Origin of the sequence: Rhodococcus sp. TAF43, from assembly GCF_052113525.1 — a bacterium.
Lineage (GTDB): Bacteria > Actinomycetota > Actinomycetes > Mycobacteriales > Mycobacteriaceae > Prescottella.
Window position 1 is genome coordinate 20,643 of sequence record NZ_JBFRDL010000006.1, and the last position, 25,273, is coordinate 45,915.

At 71.2% G+C, this 25,273-nt stretch carries 21 protein-coding genes; 8 read left to right on the forward strand and 13 right to left on the reverse strand.

The window, feature by feature from the left end:
- Positions 1–225: a mycoredoxin gene (locus AB4Z09_RS05930; RefSeq protein ID WP_114721985.1), complete on the forward strand. Its 225-nt coding sequence runs from the start codon at positions 1–3 to the stop codon at positions 223–225.
- Here the strand turns inward: AB4Z09_RS05930 and nudC are convergent.
- A complete protein-coding gene (nudC, locus tag AB4Z09_RS05935) occupies positions 222–1,187 on the reverse strand; it encodes an NAD(+) diphosphatase (RefSeq protein ID WP_441346777.1) in 966 nt (321 codons plus the stop codon). The two genes, AB4Z09_RS05930 and nudC, sit on opposite strands and share 4 nt — an antisense overlap.
- 13 nt (positions 1,188–1,200) lie before the next feature.
- On the reverse strand, positions 1,201–2,268 hold the full coding sequence (locus tag AB4Z09_RS05940) for a potassium channel family protein (RefSeq protein ID WP_114721983.1): 1,068 nt from the start codon (positions 2,266–2,268) through the stop codon (positions 1,201–1,203).
- Positions 2,269–2,452: 184 nt separating this feature from the next.
- Between AB4Z09_RS05940 and AB4Z09_RS05945 the strand changes: the two genes are divergently transcribed.
- On the forward strand, positions 2,453–2,848 hold the full coding sequence (locus AB4Z09_RS05945; protein ID WP_442239350.1) for a DoxX family protein: 396 nt from the start codon (positions 2,453–2,455) through the stop codon (positions 2,846–2,848).
- A 12-nt stretch (positions 2,849–2,860) separates the two neighbouring features.
- On the opposite strand, the gene AB4Z09_RS05950 is transcribed toward AB4Z09_RS05945, so the two are convergent.
- Positions 2,861–6,271 (reverse strand): ATP-dependent helicase, encoded by a 3,411-nt coding sequence (locus AB4Z09_RS05950; protein ID WP_442239351.1) that lies wholly within the window; start codon positions 6,269–6,271, stop codon positions 2,861–2,863.
- Positions 6,268–9,594 carry an ATP-dependent helicase gene (locus AB4Z09_RS05955; protein ID WP_174911867.1) on the reverse strand — a complete coding sequence of 1,109 codons (3,327 nt, stop codon included), beginning with the start codon at positions 9,592–9,594 and terminating at the stop codon, positions 6,268–6,270. Before AB4Z09_RS05955 ends, AB4Z09_RS05950 begins: the two co-directional genes overlap by 4 nt.
- 56 nt (positions 9,595–9,650) lie before the next feature.
- Here AB4Z09_RS05955 and AB4Z09_RS05960 point away from each other — a divergent pair, with 56 nt between their 5' ends.
- The 3 genes from AB4Z09_RS05960 to AB4Z09_RS05970 are packed head-to-tail and all read left to right on the forward strand — an operon-like array spanning position 9,651 to position 12,558.
- On the forward strand, positions 9,651–10,427 hold the full coding sequence (locus AB4Z09_RS05960) for an alpha/beta fold hydrolase (protein WP_442239352.1): 777 nt from the start codon (positions 9,651–9,653) through the stop codon (positions 10,425–10,427).
- Between the two features lie 12 nt (positions 10,428–10,439).
- Entirely contained in the window at positions 10,440–10,736 is a 297-nt protein-coding gene (locus tag AB4Z09_RS05965; RefSeq protein WP_442239353.1) for an MGMT family protein, read from the forward strand.
- A gap of 43 nt (positions 10,737–10,779) precedes the next feature.
- Positions 10,780–12,558, forward strand: coding sequence for an NTP transferase domain-containing protein (locus tag AB4Z09_RS05970; RefSeq protein ID WP_254622597.1), 1,779 nt, complete (start codon positions 10,780–10,782; stop codon positions 12,556–12,558).
- Between the two features lie 7 nt (positions 12,559–12,565).
- Here the strand turns inward: AB4Z09_RS05970 and AB4Z09_RS05975 are convergent, their stop codons facing one another.
- From AB4Z09_RS05975 to AB4Z09_RS05985, 3 genes are all read right to left on the reverse strand, one after another.
- A complete protein-coding gene (locus tag AB4Z09_RS05975) occupies positions 12,566–14,104 on the reverse strand; it encodes an FAD-binding protein (RefSeq protein WP_429519758.1) in 1,539 nt (512 codons plus the stop codon).
- Between the two features lie 129 nt (positions 14,105–14,233).
- Positions 14,234–15,904, reverse strand: a complete 1,671-nt coding sequence (locus AB4Z09_RS05980) for an ABC-F family ATP-binding cassette domain-containing protein (protein WP_442239410.1) — start codon at positions 15,902–15,904, stop codon at positions 14,234–14,236.
- A 281-nt stretch (positions 15,905–16,185) separates the two neighbouring features.
- Positions 16,186–16,536 (reverse strand): PLD nuclease N-terminal domain-containing protein, encoded by a 351-nt coding sequence (locus AB4Z09_RS05985; protein WP_114721975.1) that lies wholly within the window; start codon positions 16,534–16,536, stop codon positions 16,186–16,188.
- A gap of 386 nt (positions 16,537–16,922) precedes the next feature.
- Between AB4Z09_RS05985 and rsgA the strand changes: the two genes are divergently transcribed.
- Both rsgA and AB4Z09_RS05995 read left to right on the forward strand, forming a co-directional pair.
- The gene (gene rsgA, locus AB4Z09_RS05990; RefSeq protein ID WP_442239354.1) at positions 16,923–18,035 is read left to right on the forward strand and encodes a ribosome small subunit-dependent GTPase A; all 1,113 of its coding nucleotides are present in this window, start codon (positions 16,923–16,925) and stop codon (positions 18,033–18,035) included.
- A 33-nt stretch (positions 18,036–18,068) separates the two neighbouring features.
- Positions 18,069–18,584, forward strand: coding sequence for a GNAT family N-acetyltransferase (locus tag AB4Z09_RS05995; RefSeq protein WP_442239355.1), 516 nt, complete (start codon positions 18,069–18,071; stop codon positions 18,582–18,584).
- 168 nt (positions 18,585–18,752) lie between these two features.
- Here AB4Z09_RS05995 and AB4Z09_RS06000 read toward each other — a convergent pair whose 3' ends face one another.
- From AB4Z09_RS06000 to AB4Z09_RS06010, 3 genes are read right to left on the reverse strand one after another with little or no spacing between them, the layout of a single operon-like run.
- Entirely contained in the window at positions 18,753–19,874 is a 1,122-nt protein-coding gene (locus AB4Z09_RS06000; protein ID WP_114721972.1) for a poly(ethylene terephthalate) hydrolase family protein, read from the reverse strand.
- Between the two features lie 29 nt (positions 19,875–19,903).
- On the reverse strand, positions 19,904–20,932 hold the full coding sequence (locus AB4Z09_RS06005; RefSeq protein WP_442239356.1) for a hypothetical protein: 1,029 nt from the start codon (positions 20,930–20,932) through the stop codon (positions 19,904–19,906).
- Between the two features lie 55 nt (positions 20,933–20,987).
- Positions 20,988–21,959 carry a R2-like ligand-binding oxidase gene (locus AB4Z09_RS06010; protein ID WP_442239357.1) on the reverse strand — a complete coding sequence of 324 codons (972 nt, stop codon included), beginning with the start codon at positions 21,957–21,959 and terminating at the stop codon, positions 20,988–20,990.
- Between the two features lie 250 nt (positions 21,960–22,209).
- On the opposite strand from AB4Z09_RS06010, the gene AB4Z09_RS06015 reads away from it, so the two are divergent.
- Complete coding sequence (locus AB4Z09_RS06015; protein ID WP_114721970.1) at positions 22,210–23,016, forward strand: acyl-CoA thioesterase domain-containing protein; 807 nt, start codon at positions 22,210–22,212, stop codon at positions 23,014–23,016.
- Here the strand turns inward: AB4Z09_RS06015 and AB4Z09_RS06020 are convergent.
- Genes AB4Z09_RS06020 through nirD form a run of 3 tightly spaced genes read right to left on the reverse strand, consistent with a single transcriptional unit; the run spans position 22,970 to position 25,265 of the window.
- Entirely contained in the window at positions 22,970–23,671 is a 702-nt protein-coding gene (locus AB4Z09_RS06020) for a sirohydrochlorin chelatase (RefSeq protein WP_114721969.1), read from the reverse strand. The two genes, AB4Z09_RS06015 and AB4Z09_RS06020, sit on opposite strands and share 47 nt — an antisense overlap.
- Complete coding sequence (locus AB4Z09_RS06025; RefSeq protein WP_114721968.1) at positions 23,668–24,840, reverse strand: uroporphyrinogen-III synthase; 1,173 nt, start codon at positions 24,838–24,840, stop codon at positions 23,668–23,670. Before AB4Z09_RS06025 ends, AB4Z09_RS06020 begins: the two co-directional genes overlap by 4 nt.
- Positions 24,837–25,265: a nitrite reductase small subunit NirD gene (gene nirD, locus AB4Z09_RS06030; RefSeq protein ID WP_442239358.1), complete on the reverse strand. Its 429-nt coding sequence runs from the start codon at positions 25,263–25,265 to the stop codon at positions 24,837–24,839. Before nirD ends, AB4Z09_RS06025 begins: the two co-directional genes overlap by 4 nt.
- Positions 25,266–25,273: the final 8 nt, after the last annotated feature.

Sequence of the window (25,273 nt, forward strand, 5' to 3'; positions counted from 1 at the left end):
ATGTACTCGACCACCTGGTGTGGATACTGCCGTCGCCTCAAGAAGCAGCTCGACGAGAACGGCATCTCGTACACCGAGATCGACATCGAGCACGATCCCGCGTCCGCCGACTTCGTCGGCAGCGTCAACGGCGGCAACCACGTCGTCCCCACCGTCAAGTACGCGGACGGCAGCACCGACACCAACCCGTCGCTCTCGCAGGTCAAGAAGGCCCTCGGGCTCTAGTCGGCTTTCGCCCAGGACTCGACCATCACCCGGGCGATCGAGATCGACCCGGGCAGCAGCAGTTCGGCATCGGACGCCTCGCGGGCACCGGATGCCCAGTCGCCCGCACCGAGCGCGGCCCGGACCTGGTCGCGGGTGAACCAGTGGGCCTCGGCGATCTCGCCGTCCGCGAACGTCAACGCGGCGGCGGGGTCGCCGACGGCCGCGAAACCGATCATCACCGACCGAGGGAACGGCCAGGGCTGGCTGCCCAGGTAGCGGACGTCGTGAACCTCGACGCCGACTTCTTCGCGGATCTCGCGGATCACGCACGTCTCGAGCGACTCCCCGGCCTCGACGAACCCTGCCAGGACCGAGAACATCCGCGGCGGCCAGCTGGGCTGGCGTGCCAGCAGCACCCGGTCCGCGCCGTCGTGGACGAGGCAGATCACGGCGGGATCGGTCCGCGGGAACTCCTCGTGCCCGGTGCTGCTGCTGATCCGCGACCATCCCGACATCGTCGGGGTGGTCGGTGCGCCGTCGATGGCACTGAATCCGGCGTGGTCGTGCCAGTTCAGCAACGCGACAGCGGTGGTGGCCAGGCCGGCACTGGAATGGTCGAGACGGTGCCCGAGCATCCGCAGATCCCCCAGCTCACCGGTCATCGCCGGAACGCGGACCGCCCACACGTGGCGGTCACCGCGCAGTCCCAGGAACACTGCACCCGCGACCGGTTCCGCCGCCAGTGAGGTCGCCGGTTCCAGGACCATGTCGCCGTCGGCCACCCGGAACTGGCCGCGGTGGTTCACCCGCAGCAGCAACGCATCCGCCCAGTCGGCACGCAAAGCGTCGGTGTCCGAACGCAATTCCTCGGCTCGGTCGACGGCCGCGCGGGACAGCAGGGGTGTTTCGGTCAGTGTGAAGTCGGGCACGGCAAAGACCCTACTGCGGTGCCCCGCGAGCAACCCGCATCCGACCCGCATCCGACCCGGACGATCAGTTGGCGACGCGCCGGATGTAGAGCAGAAGGTCGTCGGCCTCGACGGCGTCCACCTCGGGCGAACCGACCCGCAGCAGGCGGCCGTCGCGCACCACGCCGAGCACGATGTCCGACAGGTGCCGCGGCGAGCCGCCGACCTCCTCGGGCTCGACCTCGCGCTCGGCGATCGCGAACCCGGCCTCGGGCGTGAGCAGGTCCTCGACCATTTCCACCACACTCGGGGTGGTGCGGGCGATACCGAGCAACCGGCCGGCCGTCTCCGACGAGACCACCACCGAGTCGGCACCGGACTGGCGCAGCAGGTGGGCGTTGTCGGTCTCGCGGATGGCCGCGACGATCTTCGCCTTCGGCGCCAACTCGCGGGCGGTGAGCGTGACGAGCACCGCGGTGTCGTCGCGGTTCGCGGCCACGATGATCGACGCGGCGTTCTGCACCCCGGCGAGCCGCAGGACGTCCGACTTGGTGGCGGAGCCGTGCACGGTCACCAGCCCGAGACCGGCGGCGGTGTCCAGAACGGCCTGATCGGTGTCGACGACCACGATGTCCGACGGCACGATGCCGTCACCGAGCATCGCGTCGATGGCGGTGCGGCCCTTGGTGCCGAATCCGACGACGACGGTGTGGTTGCGCACGCGATGCCTCCAACGCTGAATCTTGAATGTCTGGCGGGAACTCTCGGTGAGCGCCGAGAGGGTGGTACCGACCAGCACGATGAGGAAGAAGATCCGGAGCGGCGTGATGACCAGGACGTTGATCAGTCGTGCTTCCGGGGTGATCGGGGTGATGTCGCCGTATCCCGTGGTGGACAGGGACACCGTCGCGTAGTAGATGCAGTCCAGCAGCGACAGGGGGTTTTCCTGCGCGTCCTTGTAGCCGTCCCGGTCGATGTAGACCACCACCACCGCGAGCGCCAGCGCTGCGAGGGCGTACGACACGCGGCGCGCGATGGCGCGGGCCGGACTGGTCTGCATCTCCGGCACCTTGAGGACGCCGACGAGTGCAAAGTCCGGCCGATCCGTCAGCGTGTCCGAGTTCCGGAAACGCGCACTCAACCTACCGGGCATCCACTCGTTCCTATCGCCTTCTGGGTGTCGAACATCGGATCGCAGCCTAGCCGCGGTTGCCGGGATTGCGGAATGCCAGCCAAAAACCAAGCAAAACCCAGCAAGACACACCAGAACCCGGCCAATCCCGAGCAATCCCGAACGTGCGGTGGCGGGTCGGCGCCCGGTCGGGCAGGGTGTCGGTATGCCGTCGAACCGGGACCGTTCGGGTCAAGCCCCCGCCATCCGCCTGGCCGCGCTCCTGTTCGGCTCGGGGATCCTCCATTTCGCGAAGCCCCAGCCGTTCGACGCGATCGTGCCCGCGGCGCTGCCGGGCCGGGCGCGCACCTACACCTACGTCTCCGGCGTGGCCGAACTCGCGACCGCCGCCGCGCTCGCGGTGCCGCGGACGCGCCGGCTCGGCGGCGCACTCGCCGCCGCCCTGTTCGTCGCGGTGTTCCCCGCGAACGTGCAGATGGCCGTCAGCTGGGTGCGGTCGGACCGTGTCTCGGCGCCCGCGAAGGCCGCCGCGGTGGCCCGGCTCCCCCTGCAGATCCCGCTGGTCACGCAGGCGTTGAAGGCCCGCCGCAACGCCCGGTGACCGGGCGGGCTCTCACTGTTCGAGTTCCTTCTCCGCGCCCGCCGTCCTGATCAGCCGCGCCAGTTCGTCGGCGTCGGGCAGGTTCTCCGGTGCGATGGTTCGCCCCGTGCGCACGTAGTGGAACGCTGCCCGCACCTTGTCGAGCGGCAGGTCGGCCGGGCGGCCCGTGACCTGCGCCTGTCGCGCCGCCATCAGTTCCGCCCAGGCCAGCCGGTAGGCCGCGAGCTGCATCACGACGGCCTTCTCGTTCGCGGCCGACGGCTCCGCACCGGTCTTCCAGTCGATGACGGTCCAGCCGCCGTCCGGGTCGGCGAACACCGCGTCGATGCGGCCGCGCAGCACCGTCCCGGCGACCGACGTCTCGAACGGCACCTCCACCTCGACGGGGTTCCGGTCGGCCCACGGCGACCGCAGGAACGCGTCCTGCAGCAGCGCCAGTTCCGTCTCGGTACCCACCCCGGTGTCGGCGGCGCCGGGCAGCTCGTCGAAGTCGAGGAGCCGCGTGGCACCGAACCGCTGTTCCACCCACGCGTGGAACGCGGTTCCGCGCCGTGCCAACGGGTTCGGCGGGAACGGCAGCGGCCGACGTAGCCGCGCGGCCAGCTCGTCCGGGTCCGCCGCGAGATCCACGAGCTGGCTCACCGACAGCTGTGCGGGCAGCTCGACGTCCGCCGTGCCCGACACCCGCGCGTTGCGCTCGGCGAGCAGCGCGTCCACGTCGGCGGCCCAGTTGTCGGGGTCGTCGAGTGGATCGGGCGCCGACTCGGACTCCGCCGGTCCGGGCTTGTCGAGATCCGCGAGGGCCGCGCGCACCGAGTCGGCACCGCGCTCGACGTCGGCGCGTCGCCGGCCCAGTGGGTCCCGCGGCCACATCGCGGTCCGAGGCGTGGCGGTCAGCGGGTTCTCGCTGCCGTCGTCGGGGGCGGGGGCCCACACGTCGATCACGCCGAGCGACTCGCCCGGCGCGCTCGCGGCCTCGGACACGAGTTCCTCGAGCTCGAGCAGGAACGGCGAGGGCCCCTTCGGTTCGGAGCCGGTCTCGGTCCAATGGTGCCCGGACACGAACAGCGCCCGCTCGGTGCGGGTGAGCGCGACATAGAACAGGCGGCGGTCCTCGTCGAGCCGCCGCGTGCCCAGTGCCTTCTTGTGGCCGGTGATCGCGTCCTCGAGGTCCTTGCGGTTGTACAGGTCCTCGAGTCCGAGAACCGGTACCCCGTCGGCGGATTCACCGTCGAAGGCACGGTCGCCGCGCAGCGCCGGCGGCAGCTCGGCCACCGAGCCGAGCCACGTGGCCGACGCCTGCGTAGACGGGAACACGCCCGCGGTGAGGTGTGGCACGGCCACCACCTCCCACTCGAGCCCCTTCGCGGAGTGCACCGTGAGGATCTGCACGCGGTCCGGCGCCACCTCGATCTCGCCGGGAGCGAGCCCGTTCTCGACGTGTTCGGCGGCGGCCAGGAACGACAGCAGACCGGTCAGCGTCGCCGACGTGCGGTTCGCGTAGCCGGACACGACGTCGGCGAACGCGTCGAGGTGCTCGCGGCCGGCGCCGCCCACCTCCGACGACCGGGTCCGGGCCTGCGCCTCGATCCCGATGCCGATCACCCGTTCCACCTCGGCGACCAGTTCGGTGAGGGGCTGGCCGAGCCGCTCGCGCAGCGACGCCAACTCGGCCGCGACCGCGCAGATCCGCACGTAGCCGGCCTCCGAGTACCGGCCGGCGGGGCCGGGATCGGCGAGGGCGTCGGCCAGTCCCGCCTGCTCGGCCTGCTCCCCCGGCAGCGCGCTGCCGAGGGCCTCGTCCAGGGCGGCGCTGTCGGTGACGGCGCCCGCGGTGCCGAAGCCGGTGCGGATGCCCAGTTCGCCGGCCCGCTTCCACAGCGCCCGCAGGTCGGCGGCGCCGATCTGCCAGCGCGCGCCGGTGAGGACGCGCACCGCGGCACTGCCGGCCATCGGGTCGGCCACGAGCCGCAGCATCGCCACGACGTCCGCGACCTCCGGGGTGTGCAGCAGACCACCGAGGCCCACCACCTCCACCGCCAGTCCGCGGGCCCGCAGTTCGTCCGCGATCGGTGCGGCGTCGGCGTTGCGGCGCACCAGGACAGCCGCGGTGGGCGGCTTCCCGCCGTCCGCCCGGGCCGCCTCGTACTGCTCGGCGATGCGGTCGGCCACCCACGACCGTTCCGTCTCGACCGTGTCGAGCAGCGCGAGGCGCACATCGCCGGGTACCGCGCCCGGGCGGGCGCGCAGCATGCTGACCTCGACACCCCTGTCGCGCAACGGATCCGACACCATGTTCGCGAGCGTGAGCGCCTCCGGCGGGTTGCGCCAGCTGGTGAGCAGCTCGAGCTTGGGTGCCGGGGTACCGTCGGCGAGGGGGAAGTCGGTGGCGAACCGCGGCAGGTTGGCGGCGGAGGCACCGCGCCAACCGTAGATGGACTGCATCGGGTCGCCCACCGCGGTGAGCGCCAGACCGGCGTCCTCGCCGCCGCCGAACAGCGACGACAGCAGCACCCGCTGCGCGTGGCCGGTGTCCTGGTACTCGTCGAGCAGCACCACCCGGAAGCGGTCGCGCTCGCTGCGCCCCACCTCGGGGTGCTCGGACGCGACCCGCGCCGCGAGCGACATCTGGCTGCCGAAGTCCAGCGCGCCCTCGCGGCGCAGCGTGTCCGCGAGCCGCCGCACCAGCGGCAGCAGGTCCAGGCGCTGGTGCTGCACCTCGAGGATGTCGAGCAGCGTCTTCGACGGTCCCCCACGCTGTTTCGGACCGGCCGGCAGCGTGTGGATCAGCTTGTCGAGTTCGGTGTGTACCTCCCGCAGATCGTCCGGTTCGACGAGGTGCTCGGCCAACTGGCCCGACAGCGCCAGCACCGACTCGGTGATGGACGCCGGGTTGCGGTCGGTGTCGAGGTCGCCGTCCCACGCGCTCACCACCCGGTACGCCAGCTGCCACAGCTCGGTCTCCGACAGCAGCGTCGCGGACGGTTCGATCGGCAGCAGCAGGCCGTGCTCGGACAGCAGCCGTCCGGCATACGAGTGGTACGTGCTGACCTCGGGTTCGCTGCCCAGGATCCGGGACCGCAGACCGCCGCTGGGGTCGAGGTCACGGACCAGCGTGGAGCCGGCGAGCTTCGCGAGCCGCTGCCGGATCCGGCTGGTGAGCTGCTGTGCGGCCTTGCGGGTGAACGTCAGACCCAGCACCTGCTCGGGCTCGACCAGACCGTTGGCGACCAGCCACACCACCCGGGCCGCCATGGTCTCCGTCTTCCCCGCACCGGCCCCGGCGACCACCAGGGTGGGACCGAGCGGCGCCTCGATGACGGCGGCCTGCTCGTCGGTGGGCGGGAACTGTCCGAGCGCCTCCGCCAGCACGGCGGGGCTGACGCGGCGCCCGTTCTCCGGTGCACTTGCTGCCGTACTCACTCCGACGTCACCTGCCGTCCCTCGTCGTGCGCCGGGCAGCTCGAGAGCACCGGGCAATGCCTGCAACTGTCGTTGATCCGCGCCAGGAACGTGGGCCCGCGCGTGGCCGCGGCGGCTGCGTGGATCGTGTTCTCCCACAACGCGAGCCCCTCGTCGTCCAGCGGCTCCTGGACGCGCTGGGTGGCACCTTCCTTCTTGTGCGGCTTCGCGACGAACACCAGACGTGCGCCGCCCGGCCGTGACGCCGGTTCGCCCTCGACCGCGCCGTGAGCGGCCGCCACCTGGTACGCCGCGAGCTGCGCGTGCTGCTGCGCCTGGTCCTTCGTGACCGCGGCCTTCGCGGTCTTGACGTCGATGATCACCGGGCGGCCGTCGGGGTCACGCTCGAGCCGGTCGATGCGCCCGCGAATCCGCACCTGTGGGTCGCCCTCGACCCGCGGCTCGAGCACCCCGTCCACCGCGACCTCGACGCCAACCTCGGTGAGCTCGGAACGCGTACTGCGCAACCAGTTCGCGAAGGCGTCGAGCATGCCCCGGGTGCGTTCGAGCTCCCGCCGCGAATACCACTGCGAACCGAGGTCCACCGAGTCCCAGGCCGATTCCAGGGCGCGATCCACCTGGTCCGGCGGGATGTGCCCGGCGAGCGCCTGCACCAACGTGTGGACGAGCGTGCCGGCGATCGCGTGCGTGGTGTCGCCGTCGCTGCCGCCGTGCCGCTCCAGCATCCAGCGCAGCGGACAGTTGTTGAGCAGCTCGATCGTGGACGGCGACAACGGCACGGGCCCGTCCTCCGGATCCCACAGTCCGGCATCCGAACTCGGGTCCGCGGTGCCGTACCACTGGTCCGGGTGCGCCCCGCGGACCCCGGCCTGTGCGAGCCGCGCGAGTTGGTGCGCCGCCCGCCGCTGCCGCTGCGGGTCGGTCTCGGCGATGTCGGGATCGCACACGACGCTGCGCAGTTCGGCCACGAGCGCCGGCAGCGCGAGAACGCGCGGGGTGTCCTGCGCGACGGGCGGCACGTCCGCGTCGTCGTCGTTCTCGTCGCCGCGGAGCAGATCGTCGACGAAGCGGGAGCGGACCAGGTCGGCGTCCCCACTCGACGAGTCCACCGCCGTCACCAGCAGCGAACTGCGCGCGCGGCTGCACGCCACCAGGAACAGGCGACGTTCCTCCGCCAGCAACGGCGCGGTTCGCGAGAGCGTCCTGTCGATCTCCCCCACGCCGCTGGTGAGGTCGATCAACTCCTCCGTGCCGAGCAGCGTGCCCCTGGCACCGAGGCTGGGCCACAGCCCCTCCTGTACACCGACGACCGCGACCACCTGCCACTGCCGACCCGCCGCGGAGTGCGCGCTGAGGACGGTCACGGTCTCCTGTTCCGCGACGGCCCGCGACCGCGGCGAGCCGGGAATCGCCTGCTCCACCAGGTAGTCCACGAACCCCGACAGCTGCGCCCGCGGCAGCCGGTCGACGTAGTTGGCGGCCGCGTCGAACAGTGCGACCACCGCGTCGAGATCACGGTCGGCCTGCGCGCCGATGGGTCCGCCGAACGCCGACGCCGCGGCCCAGCGGCGCTCGAGCCCCGTCGCCTGCCATGCCGCCCACAGCACTTCCTCGATGCCACGGCCGCGCTGCAGCGGCACCCGGGCACGGCGCAGCACCTTCAATACCCTTCGCAGGGACAGCGATTCGACGTCGGTGAGCCCTCGGAGCAGGTGCGCGACACCCTCCGCGTCGGGACCGTCGACGATGATCTGCCGCAACAGCTCCGCCGAGTCCCGGTCGCCACCCGACGCGAGTTCCACGCGCCGCAGTCCGCGGCGCAGGCGCCGCAGGCTCACCGGCTCGGCACCGCCGATGGGGCCGGTCAGCAGGGCCAGCGCGTCCTCGCCGGTGAACTCGCCGCCGACCAGTGCGCGCATCACCGACAGCAGCCCGGCCACACCGTGCCGGCGGGCCAGCGGCAGCTCGCTGGCCGCRGTCGTCACGGGCACCCCGGCGGCGAGCAGCGCACGCCGCAGCGGCGGCAGCACCCGGGGCACCGAGCGCGCGATGATCGCCATCTGCGACCACGGCACTCCGTCCACGAGGTGTGCCCGGCGCAGGGTGTCCGCGACGAGCGCCGCCTCCTTGGCCGGCGTGGTCAGCACCCGCACCACGACCCGGCCGGGTGCCTCGTCGTATTCGGGGCCGGCCGCGGGCACACTCGCCCCGCGATGCGGCGGATTGCCGGGCAGGCGCGCGGCGACCCGCGCGGACACGGCCGCGACCGCGGGCGCCGCGCGGAAGTTGACGTCGAGGACGACCTGCGCCGGATCGCCGCGGTCCGCGAGTTCGGTGAGGAACCGCGGGTCGGCGCCGCGGAAGGCGAAGATCGACTGGTCCGGATCGCCCACCACCGCGGTCATCGCGGTTCCGGTGCCGATGAGCCGCACCAACTGCGCGGCCTGCGGGTCCAGGTGATGCGCGTCGTCGACCAGCAGGTGCCGCACCCGCACCCGTTCCCGCTGCAGCAGATCGCGGTCGGTCGCGAACGCGGTGAGGGCCGCGCTGATCAGTTCGGCGGCGTCGAGGGCGGGTGCGGTGGCCTCGGGCGCCTCCATGCCCACCGCACCGCGCAGCAGCATGCCCTGCTCGTAGTGCATCGCGAACCGCCCGGCGGCCACCCACTCGGGCTTCGCATGCGCCCGGCCCAGCTCGATGAGATCCTCCGGGCCCAGCCCCCGCTCGTTGGCCCGCAGCATCAGGTTCCGCAGCTCCACCGCGAAACCCGTCATGCCGAGCGCGGGCCGCAACCGCTCCGGCCACATGTCGCCGCCGTCGGCGATGTCACCGCGCAGCAACTCGCGCAGCACCGCGTCCTGCTCGGCTCCGGTGATGAGCCGGGGCGGCGGGTTGCCGTGCGCCGCGGCCTGCAGTCGCAGCACCGCGAACGCGTACGAGTGCACCGTCCGCACCAGCGGTTCCCGCGTCGCGCGCGGGCCGGCATCCGTGCCGGTCTCCGCTTCCGCCGCGAGCAGCCCGGCGGTGATCTGCTCGCGGACCGCGGTGGCGGCGCGCCGCGACTGCGTCAGCACCAGCACCGATTCCGGGTCGGCGCCGGCCGCGATCCGGGCCACCGCGGCGTCCACGATCAGCGACGTCTTCCCGGTGCCCGGCCCGCCCAGGATCTGCCACGGGTGCCATCCGCGCCCGGGCGGAGCGCCGGTCAGCACCCGCGCCGCGTCGGGCCCCCACGTCCGGACCGCCGGCGCCGTGGCCGAGCGGCCGACGAGCCGCGCGGCCGGGGCCGCCGACTGTCGGGTGCGGGTGCCCGGTTCGGTCATGAAAGGAATCTCACCAGACGGGTCCGACATCGACCACATCCGGCATAGTGGACGCCATGCGCGGTCTCCACACCTACCTGTTCGGTACCCCGGGAGCGTCGGAGGTGCTCGCAATCCACGGCCTCACCGGGCACGGCCGCCGGTGGGAGGCCCTCGGGTCCGGCCAGCTCAGCGACACCCGCATCATCGCCCCCGACCTGCGCGGGCACGGCCGCTCGTCGTACACGCCGCCGTGGGGCCTCGACACGCATGTCGACGACCTCCTCGCGGTGCTCGACGAGCACGCGACCGGCCCGGTGGTCGTGGTCGCCCACTCCTACGGCGGCGCGATCGCGCTGCACCTCGCGCAGGCCGCGCCGGAGCGGATCCGGGGACTGGTCCTGTTGGACCCGGCGCTGGGCCTGGACCCCGAGACGATGAGCCGCATCGCGGAACTGGTCGTGGCGCACCCCGACTACACCGACGTCGCCGAGGCCCGGGCCGAGAAGCGGCACGGCGCCTGGGCCGACGTGCCCGCCGACGTGCTCGACGGCGACCTCGACGAGCACCTCGTCGAACTCGACAACGGCCGCTTCGGCTGGCGCATGTCGGTGCCCGCGGTCGTCGCGTCGTGGGGCGAGATGGCCCGCGACTTCGTCCTCCCGCCACGCGGCATCCCGACCGTGCTGGTGCAGGCGCTGCGCGTGCAGCCGCCGTACGTGACCGCGGAGTTCCGCGGCGCGCTGTCCGAGCACCTCGGTGCCGACCTCACGCTCGCCGACCTGGATTGCGACCACATGGTCGCGCACGCCAAGCCGGACGAGGTCGCGACATTCGTCCGCAAGCTGCTGTAGGGACCGTCCTGCATGGCCGCCACCACCGACGAACAGATCGAGCGCGTCCGTGAACTGGTCGCGTCGATCCTGCCGGGCAGGGTGGCCACGTACGGCGACATCGCCTCCGCTGCAGGACTTTCCAGCCCGCGAACGGTCGGATGGATCATGCGTACCGACTCCTCCGACCTGTCGTGGCACCGGGTGCTGGGCGCCTCGGGCCGACCCGCACCGCACCTCGCGCACCGTCAGCTGGCGAAGCTCGAGCTCGAGGGTGTCCCGATCCGGGACGGACGAGTCGATCTCGCGGCGGCACGGCACAGGTTCTGACCACCGATCCACACACACGTCGTCGATGCGGCAGCATTGGGCCATGACCTCCCTCGGCCTGCCCGGCGAGCCCACGGACGCGATCGTCCTCGCCGGCGGACGTGCCACCCGCATGGGCGGTGTCGACAAGCCCGCGATCACCGTCGGCGGTCGCCGCCTGCTGGACACCGCGCTCGCCGCCGCCGCCGACTGCGACCGGACCGTTGTGGTCGGGCCCCGTCGCGACGACCTGCCGCCGACCGTCGTGCAGACACAGGAGACCCCGGCCGGGTCCGGACCGGTGGCCGCGCTGTCCGCCGGACTGTCGGCGCTCCCCGGGTCGACCGACGGCCTGGTCCTCGTCCTCGCCGCGGACCTGCCGAGCCTGGACCGGGCAACGGTGCGCACGCTGGTGTCGGCTCTGCTCGACCGCCCGGACGCGGAGGCGTCGTTCGCGGTGGACGAGTCGGGCCGGATGCAGTTCCTCCTCGGCGTGTGGCGCCGCGCGTCGCTCACCGCGCGCCTCGACGCCCTCGCGGGCCGGGAGAACCAGCCGATGAGGGCCCTCGTGCCGGACCGCCGCGTCACGGTCGAATGCACCGGCGTCACCGACTGCGACACCCCCGCCGACGTCGAGCGCGCCCGGGCCGCCCACGTGCCCGCCCCGATGACCGTCACGGAGGCACGGGCAGCCGTCCGAGAGTTGCTCTCGCCCTTGCCCGTCCGTCAAGCACCGTTGTTCGAGTCCCTCGGGGCCGTCCTCGCCGCCCCGCTGGTGGCCGCCGAGGCACTGCCGCGTTTCGACGTCTCCGCGATGGACGGGTACGCGGTGGCCGGTCCGGGACCGTGGCGGCTGCGGACCGAGATCCGCTACGCCGGCGAGCCCACCGCCCTGGACCTGGGTGACGGGGATGCCGTGCGGATCGCGACCGGCGCCCAGGTCCCGAGTGGAGCGACCTGCGTGATCCGTGACGAATTCGTAGACGTCGCACCGGATTCCGTCGGCAAACTCGTGGTGCGACGACCGGGCACACCGGTGCGCGACGACACCCGCCGCCGCGGTGAGGACTGGCAACCCGGGCACCACCTCGCGAACGCCGGTACCGCGATCGGTCCGGCCGTCGTGTCCGCGGCGGCGAGCGCGGAGGTCACCGCGGGTGCGGTGCGCGGGCCGGTCCGGGCACACGTCGTGGTGACCGGTGACGAGATCCGACGCGACGGTCCGCTCCGCGACGGGCAGACCCGCGACTCCCTCGGACCGGTGCTACCGGACGTGCTGGCCCACTGCGGTGTTCGCACTGTGGCGGATACCCATCTGCGGGACACCGCGGACGGATTCGACGCGCTGCTGCGCGACGCCCGCGACACCGACGTGATCGTGGTGGTGGGCGCGACGGGCGGCGGCGCCGCCGATCAGCTGCGGGGTGCCCTGCTCCGCGCGGGCGCCCGGATCGTGGTGGCCCGGGTGAAGTGCCGACCCGGCGGATCGCAGGTGACGGCGCTGCTGCCGGACGGTCGCGTCGTGCTGGGACTGCCGGGCAACCCGGTAGCGGCGGTATCGACGCTGCTGATGATGCTGCCCGCGGTCGTCGACGGGCTCACCGCACGCGCACCGTCGGCGCCGGCGACCGGCACGGTGGTCAACGCCCCAGACGCCGCGGCCGCCGGAGTTGGAGTCACCCGGATCGTGCCCGTCGTGCGACAGTCGGACGGCACGTGGCGCGCCGACACGGTCGTCCGCACCGCACACCTGGCCGGGCTGATCGGGCGGGAGGCGCTCGCGCTCCTCCCGCCCGGCCCGCTCGACGCTCAGACCGTCGAGTTGCTGCCGCTCCCTCAGTGATTCACTGTCAGCGGTTTGCGACCATGTCCTTGGCCGCGAGGTGGCTGAACAGCATGCTGGCGCCCACCGGGTTACCGCCGCCGGGGTAGGCGTTGCCGCTCGCGGGGGCCATCGAGTTGCCCGACGCGTACAGACCCGGGATCGGGTTGCCGCTCGTGTCGAGGACGCGCGCGGTCGTGTCGGTGACCAGGCCGCCCTTGGTGCCCAGGTCGGAGATGCCGAACGTGGCCGCGTAGAACGGGCCCTGCTCGAGCGGCACCAGCGCGTTGCCGTCCTCGTTGAATGCGCGGTCGTACGGCTCGTTGCCGCGACCGAAGTCCTCGTCGACGCCGTTCGCCGCGAGCTTGTTGAACCGCTCGACGGTGGCGACCAGCGCGTCGGCCGGAACACCGATCTGCTCGGCGAGCTCGGCGATCGTGTCGGCCGTCTTCCACAGGCCGGCCTCGTAGTACTTCTCCGGCTCGACCATCGGCTGAGTGCACGAATCGATCGGCGGAATACCGCCGGTGCGGTTGTCGTAGATCATCCAGAACGGCAGCGTCGTCGTGCCGGCTTCCATCTGCTCGATGATGTCGCGGCCGGCGCGATCGTACGGCGCACCCTCGTTGGTGAACCGGACGCCCTCCTGGTTGACGAAGATGCCCGACGTGAAGCACAGCGAGAACGCCGAGTTGCCCTCAGGATGCGTCAGACCCGGCGACCACCATGCCTCGCTCATCGACGCGATGTCCGCGCCGATCTCGATCCCGGCCTGGATCGGCTTGCCCAGGTTGGCCTCCGGACCCATCGTGTCGCGACCGACACCCGGGACGCCGTACTTCGAGCGCATCGCGTCGTTGCGCTCGAAACCACCGGCGGCGACGATCACACCCCGACGCGCGCGGATCGTCTCACGCTTGCCCGCGTGGTCGACGATGACACCGACGACGGCGCCGTCCTCCACCACGAACTCCTCGAACGAGGTGCCCAGCTGCAGGTCCACACCCTGGTCGGTGAGCGCCATCAGGAAGCGGCCGATCAGCGACTGCCCGCCGAACATGTCGCCCTCGGGCAGCGGCATACCCAGACGGTCCGGCCCCGGCTGCGGACGCAGCACGTCGCGCAGCGTGCCGAGGCGGGCCGGATCCAGCAGCGCCGGCATGATGTGGCGGCCGCCGGGGCGCGACTTGGGCGCGTCGTGGAAGTAGTCGGGCCACGGGTAGGCCATGAACTCGAAGTAGCCGCCGGCGTCCTCTTCGAGGTAGTCGATCAGCGCGGGACCGTTGTCCAGGTACGCGTCCTGCAGTTCAACCGGAGCGGTGTCACCGACCACGGCACGGAAGTACTCGCGGGCGTCCTCGGGGGTGTCGTCGTCACCCGCACGCTTGAGAACGGCGTTGTTCGGGTAGTACAGGCCGGCGCCGGAGTAGGCGGTAGTGCCACCGAACTTGTCCGTCGCCTCGATGACCTTGACCGAAAGACCCTCGCGCGCAGCGGTGTAGGCGCCGGCGAGGCCGCCACCCGACCCGATCACGACAACGTCGGTCTCTTCGTTCCAATCCACCATTCAGGATCCTCCTGCTCGAGCGTCGATCCGATTCCGGACCACAGCCCGGCCGGTGGACCGACACGCTAATCCCGAAAGGCGTTGTGGTGTAGGTCATGTTCCGCTGGACGGTAATCACACAGGGAACCCTCAGGTGGGCTCCTTGTCGGCATCGGCGTCGGCGGACAGGGCCAGGTGCGGCCAATGCGCGAGGTCGGCGAGCATCTGCCGGTCGTGAGTGGCGACGACGACGGCCGGCGTGTCCGACAGTGCGGCGGTGAGGTCGTCGACCAGAGACCCGGACAGGTGGTTCGTGGGTTCGTCGCAGATGAGCAGCATGGGGCGCCCGGCGAGCTGCATCGCGAGATGGAGCCTGCGCTGCTGTCCCTGCGACAGTCGCCCCACGGGCGTCCGGCGTGCCTGATTCTCCAGCAGGCCCGTCGACGTCAGCGGTATCGGTTCGACGTCGTGCCCGAGCCCCCGGATGTGGCGGTCGTAGAGTTCCTGCGCGGTCAACTCGGACTCCCAGTCGGGCACTTCCTGGCCGATCAGCGCGATCCGGGCGGCGGCTCGGCGGTGGACGCTGCCGGTGGACGGCTCCAGCACACCCGCGAGCACGTCGAGCAGTGTGGACTTGCCCGCACCGTTGCGGCCAGTCACCAGGAGTCGTTCCCCCGCATCCAGCGAGAGCGTGACGGGGGAATCCAGCCGACCCGCCACGGTGACGTCGTCACACCGCAGCAGAGGTGCGCCGGGTCGGACGGTCAGGTCCGGGAACCGCAGCCGCAGTGGCGGTTCGGGCACGGTGACGGTGTGCGCATCGAGGTCGGACCGGCGGCGGTGAAGCGCCCGGACCAGGCCCGGCGCCCGGGACTGGCGCTGGTGCTTGCCGTGGCCCTTGTCGGGTCGCCATCCGGTGCTCAGCCGATCGCGGGCGTCGGCGACGGCGTCCTGCAGGCGCGCCCGCTCGGCGAGTTGGTCCTCGTACTCGCGTTTCCATCGCTCGCGGGCGCGACGACGACCCTCCTGCCACCCCGCACGGCCTCCCGCGAAGAGTTGCGGACGGCCGTCCTGGCTCGGATCCAGGTCGAGGACCTCCTCGGCGACGTCGCGCAGGAGCGCGCGGTCGTGACTGACGACGGCCAGCCCGCCGGAGTGGGCACGTAGGCGGTCGGTGAGGAAGTCCAATCCGCCCCGGTCGAGGTGATTTGTCGGCTCGTCGAGCAGCAGTATGTCCGGTGCGGCCCCGAGCAGGCACGCCAGGCGAACTCGATAGCGTTGCCCCACCGAGAGCGTCGCCAACGGGCGCTCCCGGTCGGTGCACGCGTCGAGCGCCGACAGCGCGATGTCCACTCGCCGCTGCGCGTCCCAGGCGTCGAGCCGGGTCGCGGCTTCCAACGTCGACGCGTAGGCGTCGTCGGCTCCCGGCGCTCCGTCGGCGAGCAGGATCGTCGCGGCGTCGAGTTCCCGCAGTGCCCGCACCGCGGGCTCCACCGAATCGGCGACGAGTGCGCCGACGGTCTCGCCCTCCCGAAAAGGTATGGCCTGCTGAGCGATACCGACGGTGCCGGCCCGACTGACGGTTCCGCTGTCGGGTTGCAGGATTCCGGCGAGAACGTGCAGCAGCGTGGTCTTGCCGCGCCCGTTCTCACCGACGACCGCAAGGCGCGATCGGGAGGACACCGTGACGGAGACGTCCGCCAGAACCGGACGCGACCCGAGCGCGACACGGACCGAGGTTGCTCGCAGGTGTGCATGTGCGCCCGCGGGTAGGTGATCCGTGGACGAGAGGTGGTCATGTGTGTGGTCGGGTGTGGACAGGCCTCTTCGGCCCGTGTGGGAAACAGACACTGATACTCCGCAGCTCGAGGAAGGAGCCGGGGCAGCACGAATTACCGCCCGGCATGTCTACTCGGACGGCGGCGTGGAAGAAGTCGTCGGAATTCGGGTCGTCGCCGCCGTCAGCGGAGCGACCACGGCTTCATCGACACAGTGCCTGCATGCATGCGGGGAACCCTAACCGAGGCGCTGACACGGTGCCAACGAGTTTTCGGGCACAGCCGAGCGTGGACAGCGCAACCCCGACCAGGATCCCGCGGAGGTCAGCCGTCGGAGAGACCCTCCCGCTGCTGACGACCGATCCGACGCTGCTCCTCCGCGCGCTCGCGGCAGCGGCGCAGGAACTCCTCGTCGTCCTCCGACCGCTGCGCCACCTGCCGGCCCGGACGGTCGTATTCGGGGAACCCCGACGACGCCCCGGCCCGGCGCGGCGCGTACCCGCCGTCCGGCCGTCCGGCAACGAGCCACAGCACCGAACCGATCAGCGGCAGCAACAGCACGATGATCGCCCAACCGACCTTCGGGATGTTCCGCACCGCGGTCTCCTCGGCGACGATCACGTCGACGAGACACACGATCCACAGGACCATCACGATCAAACCCAGATACGGCATCCGACGCCGACCCTCCCCAGTCATCCCCGACCACAGTGAAGTCCCCGACCATACGTGCCCGACGATGAAACCAACCCGAAGGTACGTATCGCAAACTATCGGACGCGGACATTCCGGGCGCGACGCCCTCCCCGTGGCACCTCGAAACACAGTGGCAAGGGCCGCGCGGCGCCGTTAGAGTGGTCGCCGAACGTTCTGAAGCGAGTGAGACAGGGAGGTGAGTCGATGATTGCGGTGAAGACCACTGCCGCGGGCAGTGCCCGGACCATCCTCACGTCCCGGGTCCCGGTCTGAGACGACTCCCCTTCTCGTCGACGGTGCGCACGTGTGCGTTCCGAGGGTGAAGCGCGTCGTCCGACAGGGCCCGAATCCCGAAGGGTCTCACCATGTCTTCATCACCGTCTTCATCACCGTCTTCACCACGATCCACCTCCACTCCCGAGTTCGACCTCGCCGCACTCGGCTGGGACGGCAGGTTCGCCGCCATGTTCACCGGGCACGCCGAACACGGACTGGTCCCGGCCCGTGTCACCCGCGTCGACCGTGGTCGCTGCGACACACTGACCGAGGCAGGCGCGGTTCGCGCCGACAGCACTGCGGTCGTTACTCCCGACTCCGAGCACACGGTGTGCACGGGCGACTGGGCAGCGCTCCGTCCGGGTCCACGGCCCGAGTTGGTGGCACTACTCCCCCGGCGCAGCTCGATCGCACGTGCGTCGGCGGATCGAACGTCACATCGACAGGTCCTTGCCGCCAACATCGACACCGTCGGCGTCGTCGCCTCGCTCGCGGCACCGATCAAACCCGGCCGGATCGAGCGGTTACTGGCCCTCGCCTGGGATGCCGGCACGACGCCGGTGATCGTGCTGACGAAAGCCGATGCCGCCGAATGTGATCCGGAAGTGGCGGCCGCCGAAATGTCCACCGTGGCGCCCGGCGTCGACATCGTCACCGTCAGTGTCCACACCGGTGCGGGCATCGAGGGCCTGGTCCGGTCGTTGTCGGGAACCACGGTGCTGCTCGGACCGTCCGGCGCCGGGAAGTCCTCGCTGGCGAACGCTCTGCTCGGCACCGACCGGATGGAGACGAGCGAGGTCCGCGCGACGGACGGCAAGGGACGGCACACCACGGTGCACCGGGAACTGCTTCCGCTTCCGGGCGGGGGCGTGATCATCGACACTCCAGGACTGCGGGGCATCGGCCTGCACGACGTCACCGACGGCGCCCGGCACGTGTTCGCCGACATCGAGGAGCTCGCCCAGGGCTGCGCATTCCGGGACTGCGAGCACCGCACCGAACCGAGATGCGCCGTGCAGGACGCGGTGACGGACGGTCGACTCGACTTCGGCCGACTCGACCGCTACCGCAGAATGCTGCGCGAGACCCAGTGGGCGGCCTCCCGTTCCGACGCACGACAGGCCGGCAAGCGCACCGCGACCGACAAGGCCATCACCCGCGACATTCGGGCCCTCTACCGGTTCCGCGACCGGCAGCGCTGACATCCACCCGAACCACAGAAATGGAAGTACGACATGAACACTCGCTCACACTGGACGACACGTCCGGAAACCGACGAGGACATCCAGACTGTCAGACAGATCACCCTCGCTGCCTTCGAGACCGCCGAGGAAGCCGACCTCGTCGACGCGTTGCGCGAGGAACCGGCATGGATCGACGGGTTGTCGATGCTCACTCTCGACGAGGGTGGCAACGCCGTCGGGCATGCCCTGCTCACTCGCTGCCACATCGGCGATACCCCTGCACTGTGTCTGGCACCGTGTTCGGTGCTCCCGGCGTATCAGCGAACCGGCGCCGGTTCCGCCGCCATCCGCGCCGTCCTCGAGGCCGCGAAGGCGCGCGGTGAGCACTTCGTCACCGTCCTCGGGCATCCGACGTACTACCCGAGGTTCGGGTTCGCCCGCGCGTCCGAGCACGGCGTCGGGATGAACGTCGACGTCCCCGACGACGCACTCATGGTGCTCGCCCTCGACGGACGCCGGATCCCGAGCGGCACCATCCGGTACGCCGCAGCGTTCGGCGACATCTGACCGAAGAACCGGCACGATTCCCCGAGGGGTGCGGCTCCGGCCGCGCCCCTCGGGGCCGGCGGAACCTGGGAACGTACTCCRCACACTCCCCGGCGCGTGGCGACGGCCCCGGACGAAGGAAACGCGAGCGACCACCGCCACCACGAGCAGCAGTGCAAGAACACCGATCTACCGCAGCGCGTCGGCCTGGGTATTGCGCTCGGTGTTCACGAGCGCACCGTCGGTGGCGAGGGCGTAGTCGGTACCGAGGAAGATCTCCTTCGCCGCGGCCGAGTCCTTCGTCACGTAGTCGAGGAAAGCGACTTCGAGGGCCGGGAACACGGAGTTGGCGGGGCCGTCCATGGGCTTGCCGTGACTCGCGCCACGCACCGTTGTCAGCCACGCGGGCGCTTGCACCTGCGGATACTGCACGAGCGACGGCCAGCCTGCCGGGTGAACGATGAAATCCGCGCTGCCGGTGACGATCAGCGTCGGCACCGTCGACGGCGGCACCCCGATGCCGAGCGTCGCGGGACCGGGCTCGACCGCAAGGGCACCGACGACACGGAAGTCCGGGTCGAACTGCGTGCCGACCTCTTGCAGGCGCCCGCCGGAGATCAGCGCGGAGCCACCGCCGGCGGAATGGCCCGCGACGACCGTGCGGGTCAGGTCGATGTGGCCGTACAGCGGGCCGGCCTCGTCGGCGTTCGCCGCCGCCGCGGCCTGCGCGCCCATCTCGTGTGTGAGGCCGAACCAGTTGACGAGCGAGTAGTTGACCGCGACGACGTAGCCGTGGCTCGCCAGGTGCCGGGCGGTGGAGTCGTAGATCCCCGGTTCGACCAGGATGCCGGGCGTCCACAACACGAGCGGCACCGCGCCGAGTTCGGCAATGTCGTCGGGGTAGTAGAACTCCACACCGACGGGGCTGCCCAGACCGGAGTCGGGGAAGGTGCCGAAACACTTCATCTCGTCCTGCACGTCGAAGCCGAGGCGGACGACGCGCACGTACAGCTCGGTCAGGCCCGCGCAGTCCTGCGGGTTACGGGTCTGGGTAACAGGATGTGGGCCCGCAACGCCGAACTGCTGCTGGATCGCCGACTCGGAAGCGGGGACCACACCCATCGGCGTGAGGCCCAGCGAGCCCGTGCCCGAAGCGGCGGCGAACGGCGCAGCGAGGGCCGGTGTGAGGACGAGGGCAGCAGCCGTGAGGCCCGTACCGAGCATGCGGGCGACGGTGTGACGCATGAGTGCCTTCCTGCGATGGTGGCTGATCACGACCATCTTGATCACGACCATCTCGATCACGACCATGCTGCCATGCGCGTTTCACCCCACGTGACTCACGGCTTCGCAACTGATCGACGACCCAGGACGAAGGAGCCCCACGCAATGGCGGCTCCGAGTAGAACCACAAGCACCACAACGACATAGAGCCACGCAGGTAAGCCGGCCTCGTCGGCCTCCACCGCGGCCTGGGGCTCGGCGTCGGCGCCCGACGTCGGCGCCTGGGCCGACGGCAGCGCCTTCGACGCGTCCGAGACGTTCGTCGAGAGCCCCTGGACCACACCGGTGATCGGTCCGGTGCCGTCCACCAGCTGGCCGGTTCCGTCGGCGAGGGCCTTGCCGCCGTCGTCGAGGAGAACCAGCCCGTCACTGAGCTGCCGCGCGCCGTCCGCGATCTGGCCCACACCGCTGACGAACTGAGCCGACGGATCGTTGAGTTCGTACGACAGCTGACGTGCCCCGTCCTCGAGCATCGTGAGCTGTGCGAGGGTGTCCGGCCCCATCCCTTCGGCGTCGAGTTGCGCGACCAGGTCGGTGACCCGGGCGGACGCGCCCTGCGCCACCGGGTCCGGGGACGCCGACAAGGCCGCCGCGACCTGGCGCAGCGAGCCGGTGACCTGACCCTGGATCTCCCCCAGCCCGCTCAGGCGGTCGACCACCTCGTCGACACCGCCGCTGATCTGCTGCGCGCCGTCGCCGAGAAGCCCGACGCCGCCGCTGAGTTCAGTCAACCCGCTCGAGAGTTGACCAGCCCCGTCGCGCGCCTGCCCCAGCCCGACCGAGAGTTGGTTGGCACCGTCGTCGAGTTGGCGGCCGCCGTCGACCAACTGGCTCACGCCGCCGCTGAGCAGCGACAGCGGCAGGCTCGTCTGCTGCAGGCTGCGCCAAGCCTGCGCCAGCGCGTCCGCGCCCGGATCCGCCTGCGGCGCCTGCTCGGCGGACCCGGGGTCGGCGGTCGAGCCGGGGTCGTCGGCCGTCGCGGTGAAGTAGATGACGGCGCCGACCACGGCAACGACGAGGAGACCGAAGATCATCGCAACCTGCCGAGCCGAGAGCCTGCGGCGGGCATTTTCGTGTTCGCTCATAGGTCCGCGAACGGTAGTCGCGCCGATTAAGCGATCTCTGAGATGGAGATTCAGCTCACGCGGTCGCGGCCTCCGCCGCGGCATCGGTGATCGCCGCCGCGTCCTCCGCCCCGAACTTGTCCTCGAGGGTCTCGGGCGAGTAGTCGAGGTCGATCTCCTCGACCGAGCGGCCCCGGGCGGATTCGATCGCTCCGAGGCGCCGCTGCGCGCGGTCCGCGGCGTACGCGACGAACTCGTCGGGGTCGAGGCCGAACGGCTGCTCCTCGAACTGGTCGTTGACCCACTGGATCATGCCGAGTGCGTGCGGGAGCAACTCCCCCATCCGCTCCTGCACCAGATCCCAGTTGCGGTCGTCGGCGGCCACGTGCCGACGGCAGGTGAAGGTGCCCCACGCCATGTGCCGGCGTTCGTCGTCGCCGATCCGTTTGATCAACTCCTGCATGCCCGGCAGGATTCCGCGCTTGGTACATACCTTCTGCCACGCGTAGTAGCCGGTGAGCGCGAGGCTGCCCTCGATGACGTGGTTGTAGGTGACGGACGCCCGGATCTGGTTCGCCGGACTCGGATCGGTCTCGAGGGCCCGCAGCGATCGGGGCAGTTCCTCGTAGAACAGCGTGCGGTAGAAGGGGTTCTCCGCGACGAAGGGATGCAGGTCGCCGGTGAGCCCCACCGCGTCCATCCACAGCCGGAACACCTGGGTGTGCTTGGCCTCCTCGAAGCAGAACTGCGTCAGGTACATCTCGTCGCCGAAGCGTCCCTCGGCGGCCATCGCCCTCATGAACGGCTGGATGTCCTCGGTGACGGCTTCCTCGCCGGCGATGAACTGCGCGCACAGGTACGTCGCGCTGCGCTGCTGTTCGCTGTTGAGTTCCAGCCAGTCCTCGGCGTCCTGCGTGAAGTCGAGGTCGGTGGGATTCCAGAACTTGGCGTTGCCCTTCACGAACAGCCTGAGGGGAAACGCGTCCCAGTTGAGTCCGCCCTGGCGGAGTGAACTGAAGCCCTGCCTGTCGACTGATGTCGCGGTCATCTGAAGAACCTTCTTCCCGGCCTGCGCCGACGTCCGCCTCGCACGCTCCGAGTCCTGGACCTGGAAGTGTCGGTCGGCCGAGCGTGCCCGGTCGTTCTTCACCGTAGTCCGGTACCCGCGGAATCGGGGCGGTTCCTGCACACCACTGCGCAAGATCCGTGCGTCCCCCGGGTACGCCGATGTGCCGCCCGTCACTTCCCTTGTCGTATGTTCCAGGAAGGCACATACCGAAGAAGGAGTGGGCGCACCCATGAACGAATCGATCGCTTTCCTCACCCGCGACGGGGACGGTTTCTCGCCGCTGCCACTGGGGATCAGCAAATGGTCGTCCGACATGATCAACGGGCCCGCACTCACCGGACTGCTCGCCCGCGACATCGAGAACGATCACGGCGCAGAGGGATTCGTTCCGGCCCGGCTCACGGTCGACCTGTTCCGGCCCGCGCGCGCCGAGCGGATCGACGTCGTGACCCGCAGCGTGCGGACCGGCAACCGTATCCGCGTCGCCGACGGCGAACTGCTGCAGAAGGGTGAGCCCGTCGCACGGGCAACGGTGGTCTTCCTGCGCCGCGGCGTCCAGCCGCCGGGGGAACTGTGGACCCGGCCCGAGAGCCCGCAGCCGCCGCCGCTCAGCCTCCTCGAACCGCTGCAGGCGCCGTCACATCCGTGGATCGGAAGCGACGACCACCCCGCCGGCTGGTCACCGTCGCTGGGAGATCACGAGGGGGCGAGCCGGAAGCGCATATGGCAGTACCAGGTTCCCGTGGTCGCGGGCGAGGAGCCGTCACCGTTCGTGCGTGCCGCGATGGTCGGCGAGACGACGAGCCTGATGACCAACTGGGGAACCGAGGGAATCGGCTTCATCAACGCCGACCTCACGTTGGCGCTGTCACGGCTGCCCGAGGGACCGGAGATCGGCCTCGAGGCCGACAATCACATCAGCGTCGACGGCATCTCCATCGGCAGCACCACGATGTTCGACCGGCTCGGGCCGATCGGTACCTGCATCGTCAGTGCACTGTCGAACGCGCAACGCCAACTGGGCTTCGCGCGCTGAACCGCTCCGCGATCAGGTCGACGATCGCCGGGTCCGCACCCAGCGGCGCGGCGACACCGTCGGCGCCGGCCTGGTGAAGTCGGGCATGGAACAGACCCGGCGCGAGCAGGTAGGACGCGACGAACACCCGACGCTCCCCCTCCGATCGCAGGCGCTCGACGACCTCGGGCACTGTCGGCGACCTGGTCGCGATGTAGGCGACGGGGACCTCGCGGCGCACCCGAACCGAGAGCATCGCGGCGGCTCGCCGGACGTCGTGGCGGGCCCGCGGATCCGACGAACCGGCGGCGGCCAGCACGATGGCGTCTCCTGGCCGCCAACCGGATTCGCGTACGCGTAGCTCCAGGACCTTCGCAAGGACCGGGTGGGGGCCGAGCGCCTTCGTGACGGTCACACCGGGGTGCCGACTCTCGGCGACGAGGCGCGGCACGTCGGTGTGGACGTGGTAGCCCGACGCCAGGAACGCCGGGACCAGCACCGCGGGACCGTGGACGTCGCGCAGCACCTCGGCCGGCGAGGGCCCCACCACGTCGACGAACGCGGTGCGCACCGGCCCGATCCGATCGGCCACCGCGGCAGCGAGTTCCGCGACGGTGTCGACCCCGACCCGACTGCGGGTGCCGTGCGCGACCAACACGAAGGCGGGGCCGGTCACGGTCGGCTCGGCTCGAGCAGTCGGTCGTAGTCGGCCGGATCCAGCGCCAACCGATACCCACGCTTGACGATCGTCTGCACGGCCTTGGGCGCACCGAGATGGCCGCGCAACCGCGCGATCGCCGTCTCCACCGCGTGCGTGTCGTCGCTGCCACCGGGCAGCGCCGCCAGCAGATCCGCACGAGAGACCACCAACCCGGGCCGTTCGGCCAGGCGGCGCATCAACACCATGCCCGCGGGTGGCAGTTGCCGGACCTCACCGTCGACGACGACGCAGTTACCCCGCACGCTGATCTCGTGCCCGCCCGCACGAAGCCGGCCGGCCCGCCGCGGCAGTTCCTCCGCGATGTGCCGGGCCAGCGACCCCAGCCGCGACCGGCCCGGAGCGGTGGTCGGCACCCCCAACGAGGCGAGCGGTGCCGCCGTCACCGGACCCACGCACACCGCCGCGACACCGCCACCGAGCGCCCGCAACAGCGGCTCGAGCATCCCGGTCTCCTTGGCCCGCCCCAGGATCGAGGCCACGGCGGGCGCACTGGTGAAGCTCAGGGCGTCGAGTCCGCCCGTCGCGGCGCAGTCGATCATCCGGTCCAGCGCGGTGCAGTCGTCGGGCGGTGTCCAGCGGTACACGGGCACCGCGATGACGTCGGCTCCGGCCGACCGCAGCGCGGCACAGAAGTCCGGGATCGGTTCCCACTCCGTCGTCGCGCCGTGCAACTGGACCGCGATGCGCCGCCCGGCCACGCCCTCCGCGAGCAGATACTCGAGCACCTCGGCCGACGATTCCGACTCCGGCGACCACTCCTCACGCAGGTCGGCCGCCCGGACGGCGCCCTTCGCCTTGGGGCCGCGGGCGATGATGCGGCTGGCCCCCAGCGCGATGAGCAACTGCTCGGCCCGGCCCCAGCCCTCGGCCGCCCCCATCCAGCCGCGGAACCCGATGCCGGTCGTCGCGACCACGACGTCCGGAGGATCGCCGACGACCGCATCCGTCACCCGCGCCAGTTCGGCGTCGTCGGCGAGCGGGATGATCCGGATCGCGGGCGCGTGCACGACGTCGGCCCCGCGCCGCGTCAGCAGTGTCGCGAACTCGTCGGCCCGCCGCGACGCGGTGATCCCGACCGTGAATCCACGCAGTTCGTCGCCGGTCGGCGGGACCCCTGCCGTCACGGTGAACCTTCCCTCGTCGGGATCACACACACCTGCACGACGTCGTCGCCGCGACCGCGAACCACCCGCACCGGGTACACGGGCAACCGGACCCCGTCGTCGTCGAGGCAGCGCCCGTCGTTGAGCGAGAACACCTGTTTGAGCAGTGGAGACGCCACCGTCGGCTCGCCACCGCGGTCCCCCACCAGGCCGCGGGACATCACCGCGGCCCGCCCGAACGGATCGATGTTGCCCACCGCCCGCAGGCTCCCGTCCGCCAGCAGGAACAGCGCCGCCTGCGCACCGCCCCGCAGCAGCACGGCCACGCCGCGGCCGGGGGTCAGGTGCCCCCGCGCGCACGCCGACGTCCAGTGCCGCTCCTCCGTGACGAAGGCCGTCTCGTGGGTGTCGGTCGTGCCGGACACCCAGCTTTCCATCACCGTCATCGCAGTCC

Coding starts and splice junctions, on each gene's coding strand:
- AB4Z09_RS05960 (WP_442239352.1), top strand. CDS start 9,651: ATGCGCGGTCTCCACACCTACCTGTTCGGTACCCCGGGAGCGTCGGAG.
- nudC (WP_441346777.1), bottom strand. CDS start 1,187: ATGCGGGTCGGATGCGGGTTGCTCGCGGGGCACCGCAGTAGGGTCTTT.
- AB4Z09_RS05930 (WP_114721985.1), top strand. CDS start 1: ATGTACTCGACCACCTGGTGTGGATACTGCCGTCGCCTCAAGAAGCAG.
- AB4Z09_RS05940 (WP_114721983.1), bottom strand. CDS start 2,268: ATGCCCGGTAGGTTGAGTGCGCGTTTCCGGAACTCGGACACGCTGACG.
- AB4Z09_RS05985 (WP_114721975.1), bottom strand. CDS start 16,536: ATGCCGTATCTGGGTTTGATCGTGATGGTCCTGTGGATCGTGTGTCTC.
- AB4Z09_RS05970 (WP_254622597.1), top strand. CDS start 10,780: ATGACCTCCCTCGGCCTGCCCGGCGAGCCCACGGACGCGATCGTCCTC.
- AB4Z09_RS06015 (WP_114721970.1), top strand. CDS start 22,210: ATGAACGAATCGATCGCTTTCCTCACCCGCGACGGGGACGGTTTCTCG.
- AB4Z09_RS05995 (WP_442239355.1), top strand. CDS start 18,069: ATGAACACTCGCTCACACTGGACGACACGTCCGGAAACCGACGAGGAC.
- AB4Z09_RS05945 (WP_442239350.1), top strand. CDS start 2,453: ATGCCGTCGAACCGGGACCGTTCGGGTCAAGCCCCCGCCATCCGCCTG.
- AB4Z09_RS06010 (WP_442239357.1), bottom strand. CDS start 21,959: ATGACCGCGACATCAGTCGACAGGCAGGGCTTCAGTTCACTCCGCCAG.
- AB4Z09_RS05975 (WP_429519758.1), bottom strand. CDS start 14,104: ATGGTGGATTGGAACGAAGAGACCGACGTTGTCGTGATCGGGTCGGGT.
- AB4Z09_RS06005 (WP_442239356.1), bottom strand. CDS start 20,932: ATGAGCGAACACGAAAATGCCCGCCGCAGGCTCTCGGCTCGGCAGGTT.
- nirD (WP_442239358.1), bottom strand. CDS start 25,265: ATGACGGTGATGGAAAGCTGGGTGTCCGGCACGACCGACACCCACGAG.
- AB4Z09_RS06000 (WP_114721972.1), bottom strand. CDS start 19,874: ATGGTCGTGATCGAGATGGTCGTGATCAAGATGGTCGTGATCAGCCAC.
- AB4Z09_RS05965 (WP_442239353.1), top strand. CDS start 10,440: ATGGCCGCCACCACCGACGAACAGATCGAGCGCGTCCGTGAACTGGTC.
- rsgA (WP_442239354.1), top strand. CDS start 16,923: ATGTCTTCATCACCGTCTTCATCACCGTCTTCACCACGATCCACCTCC.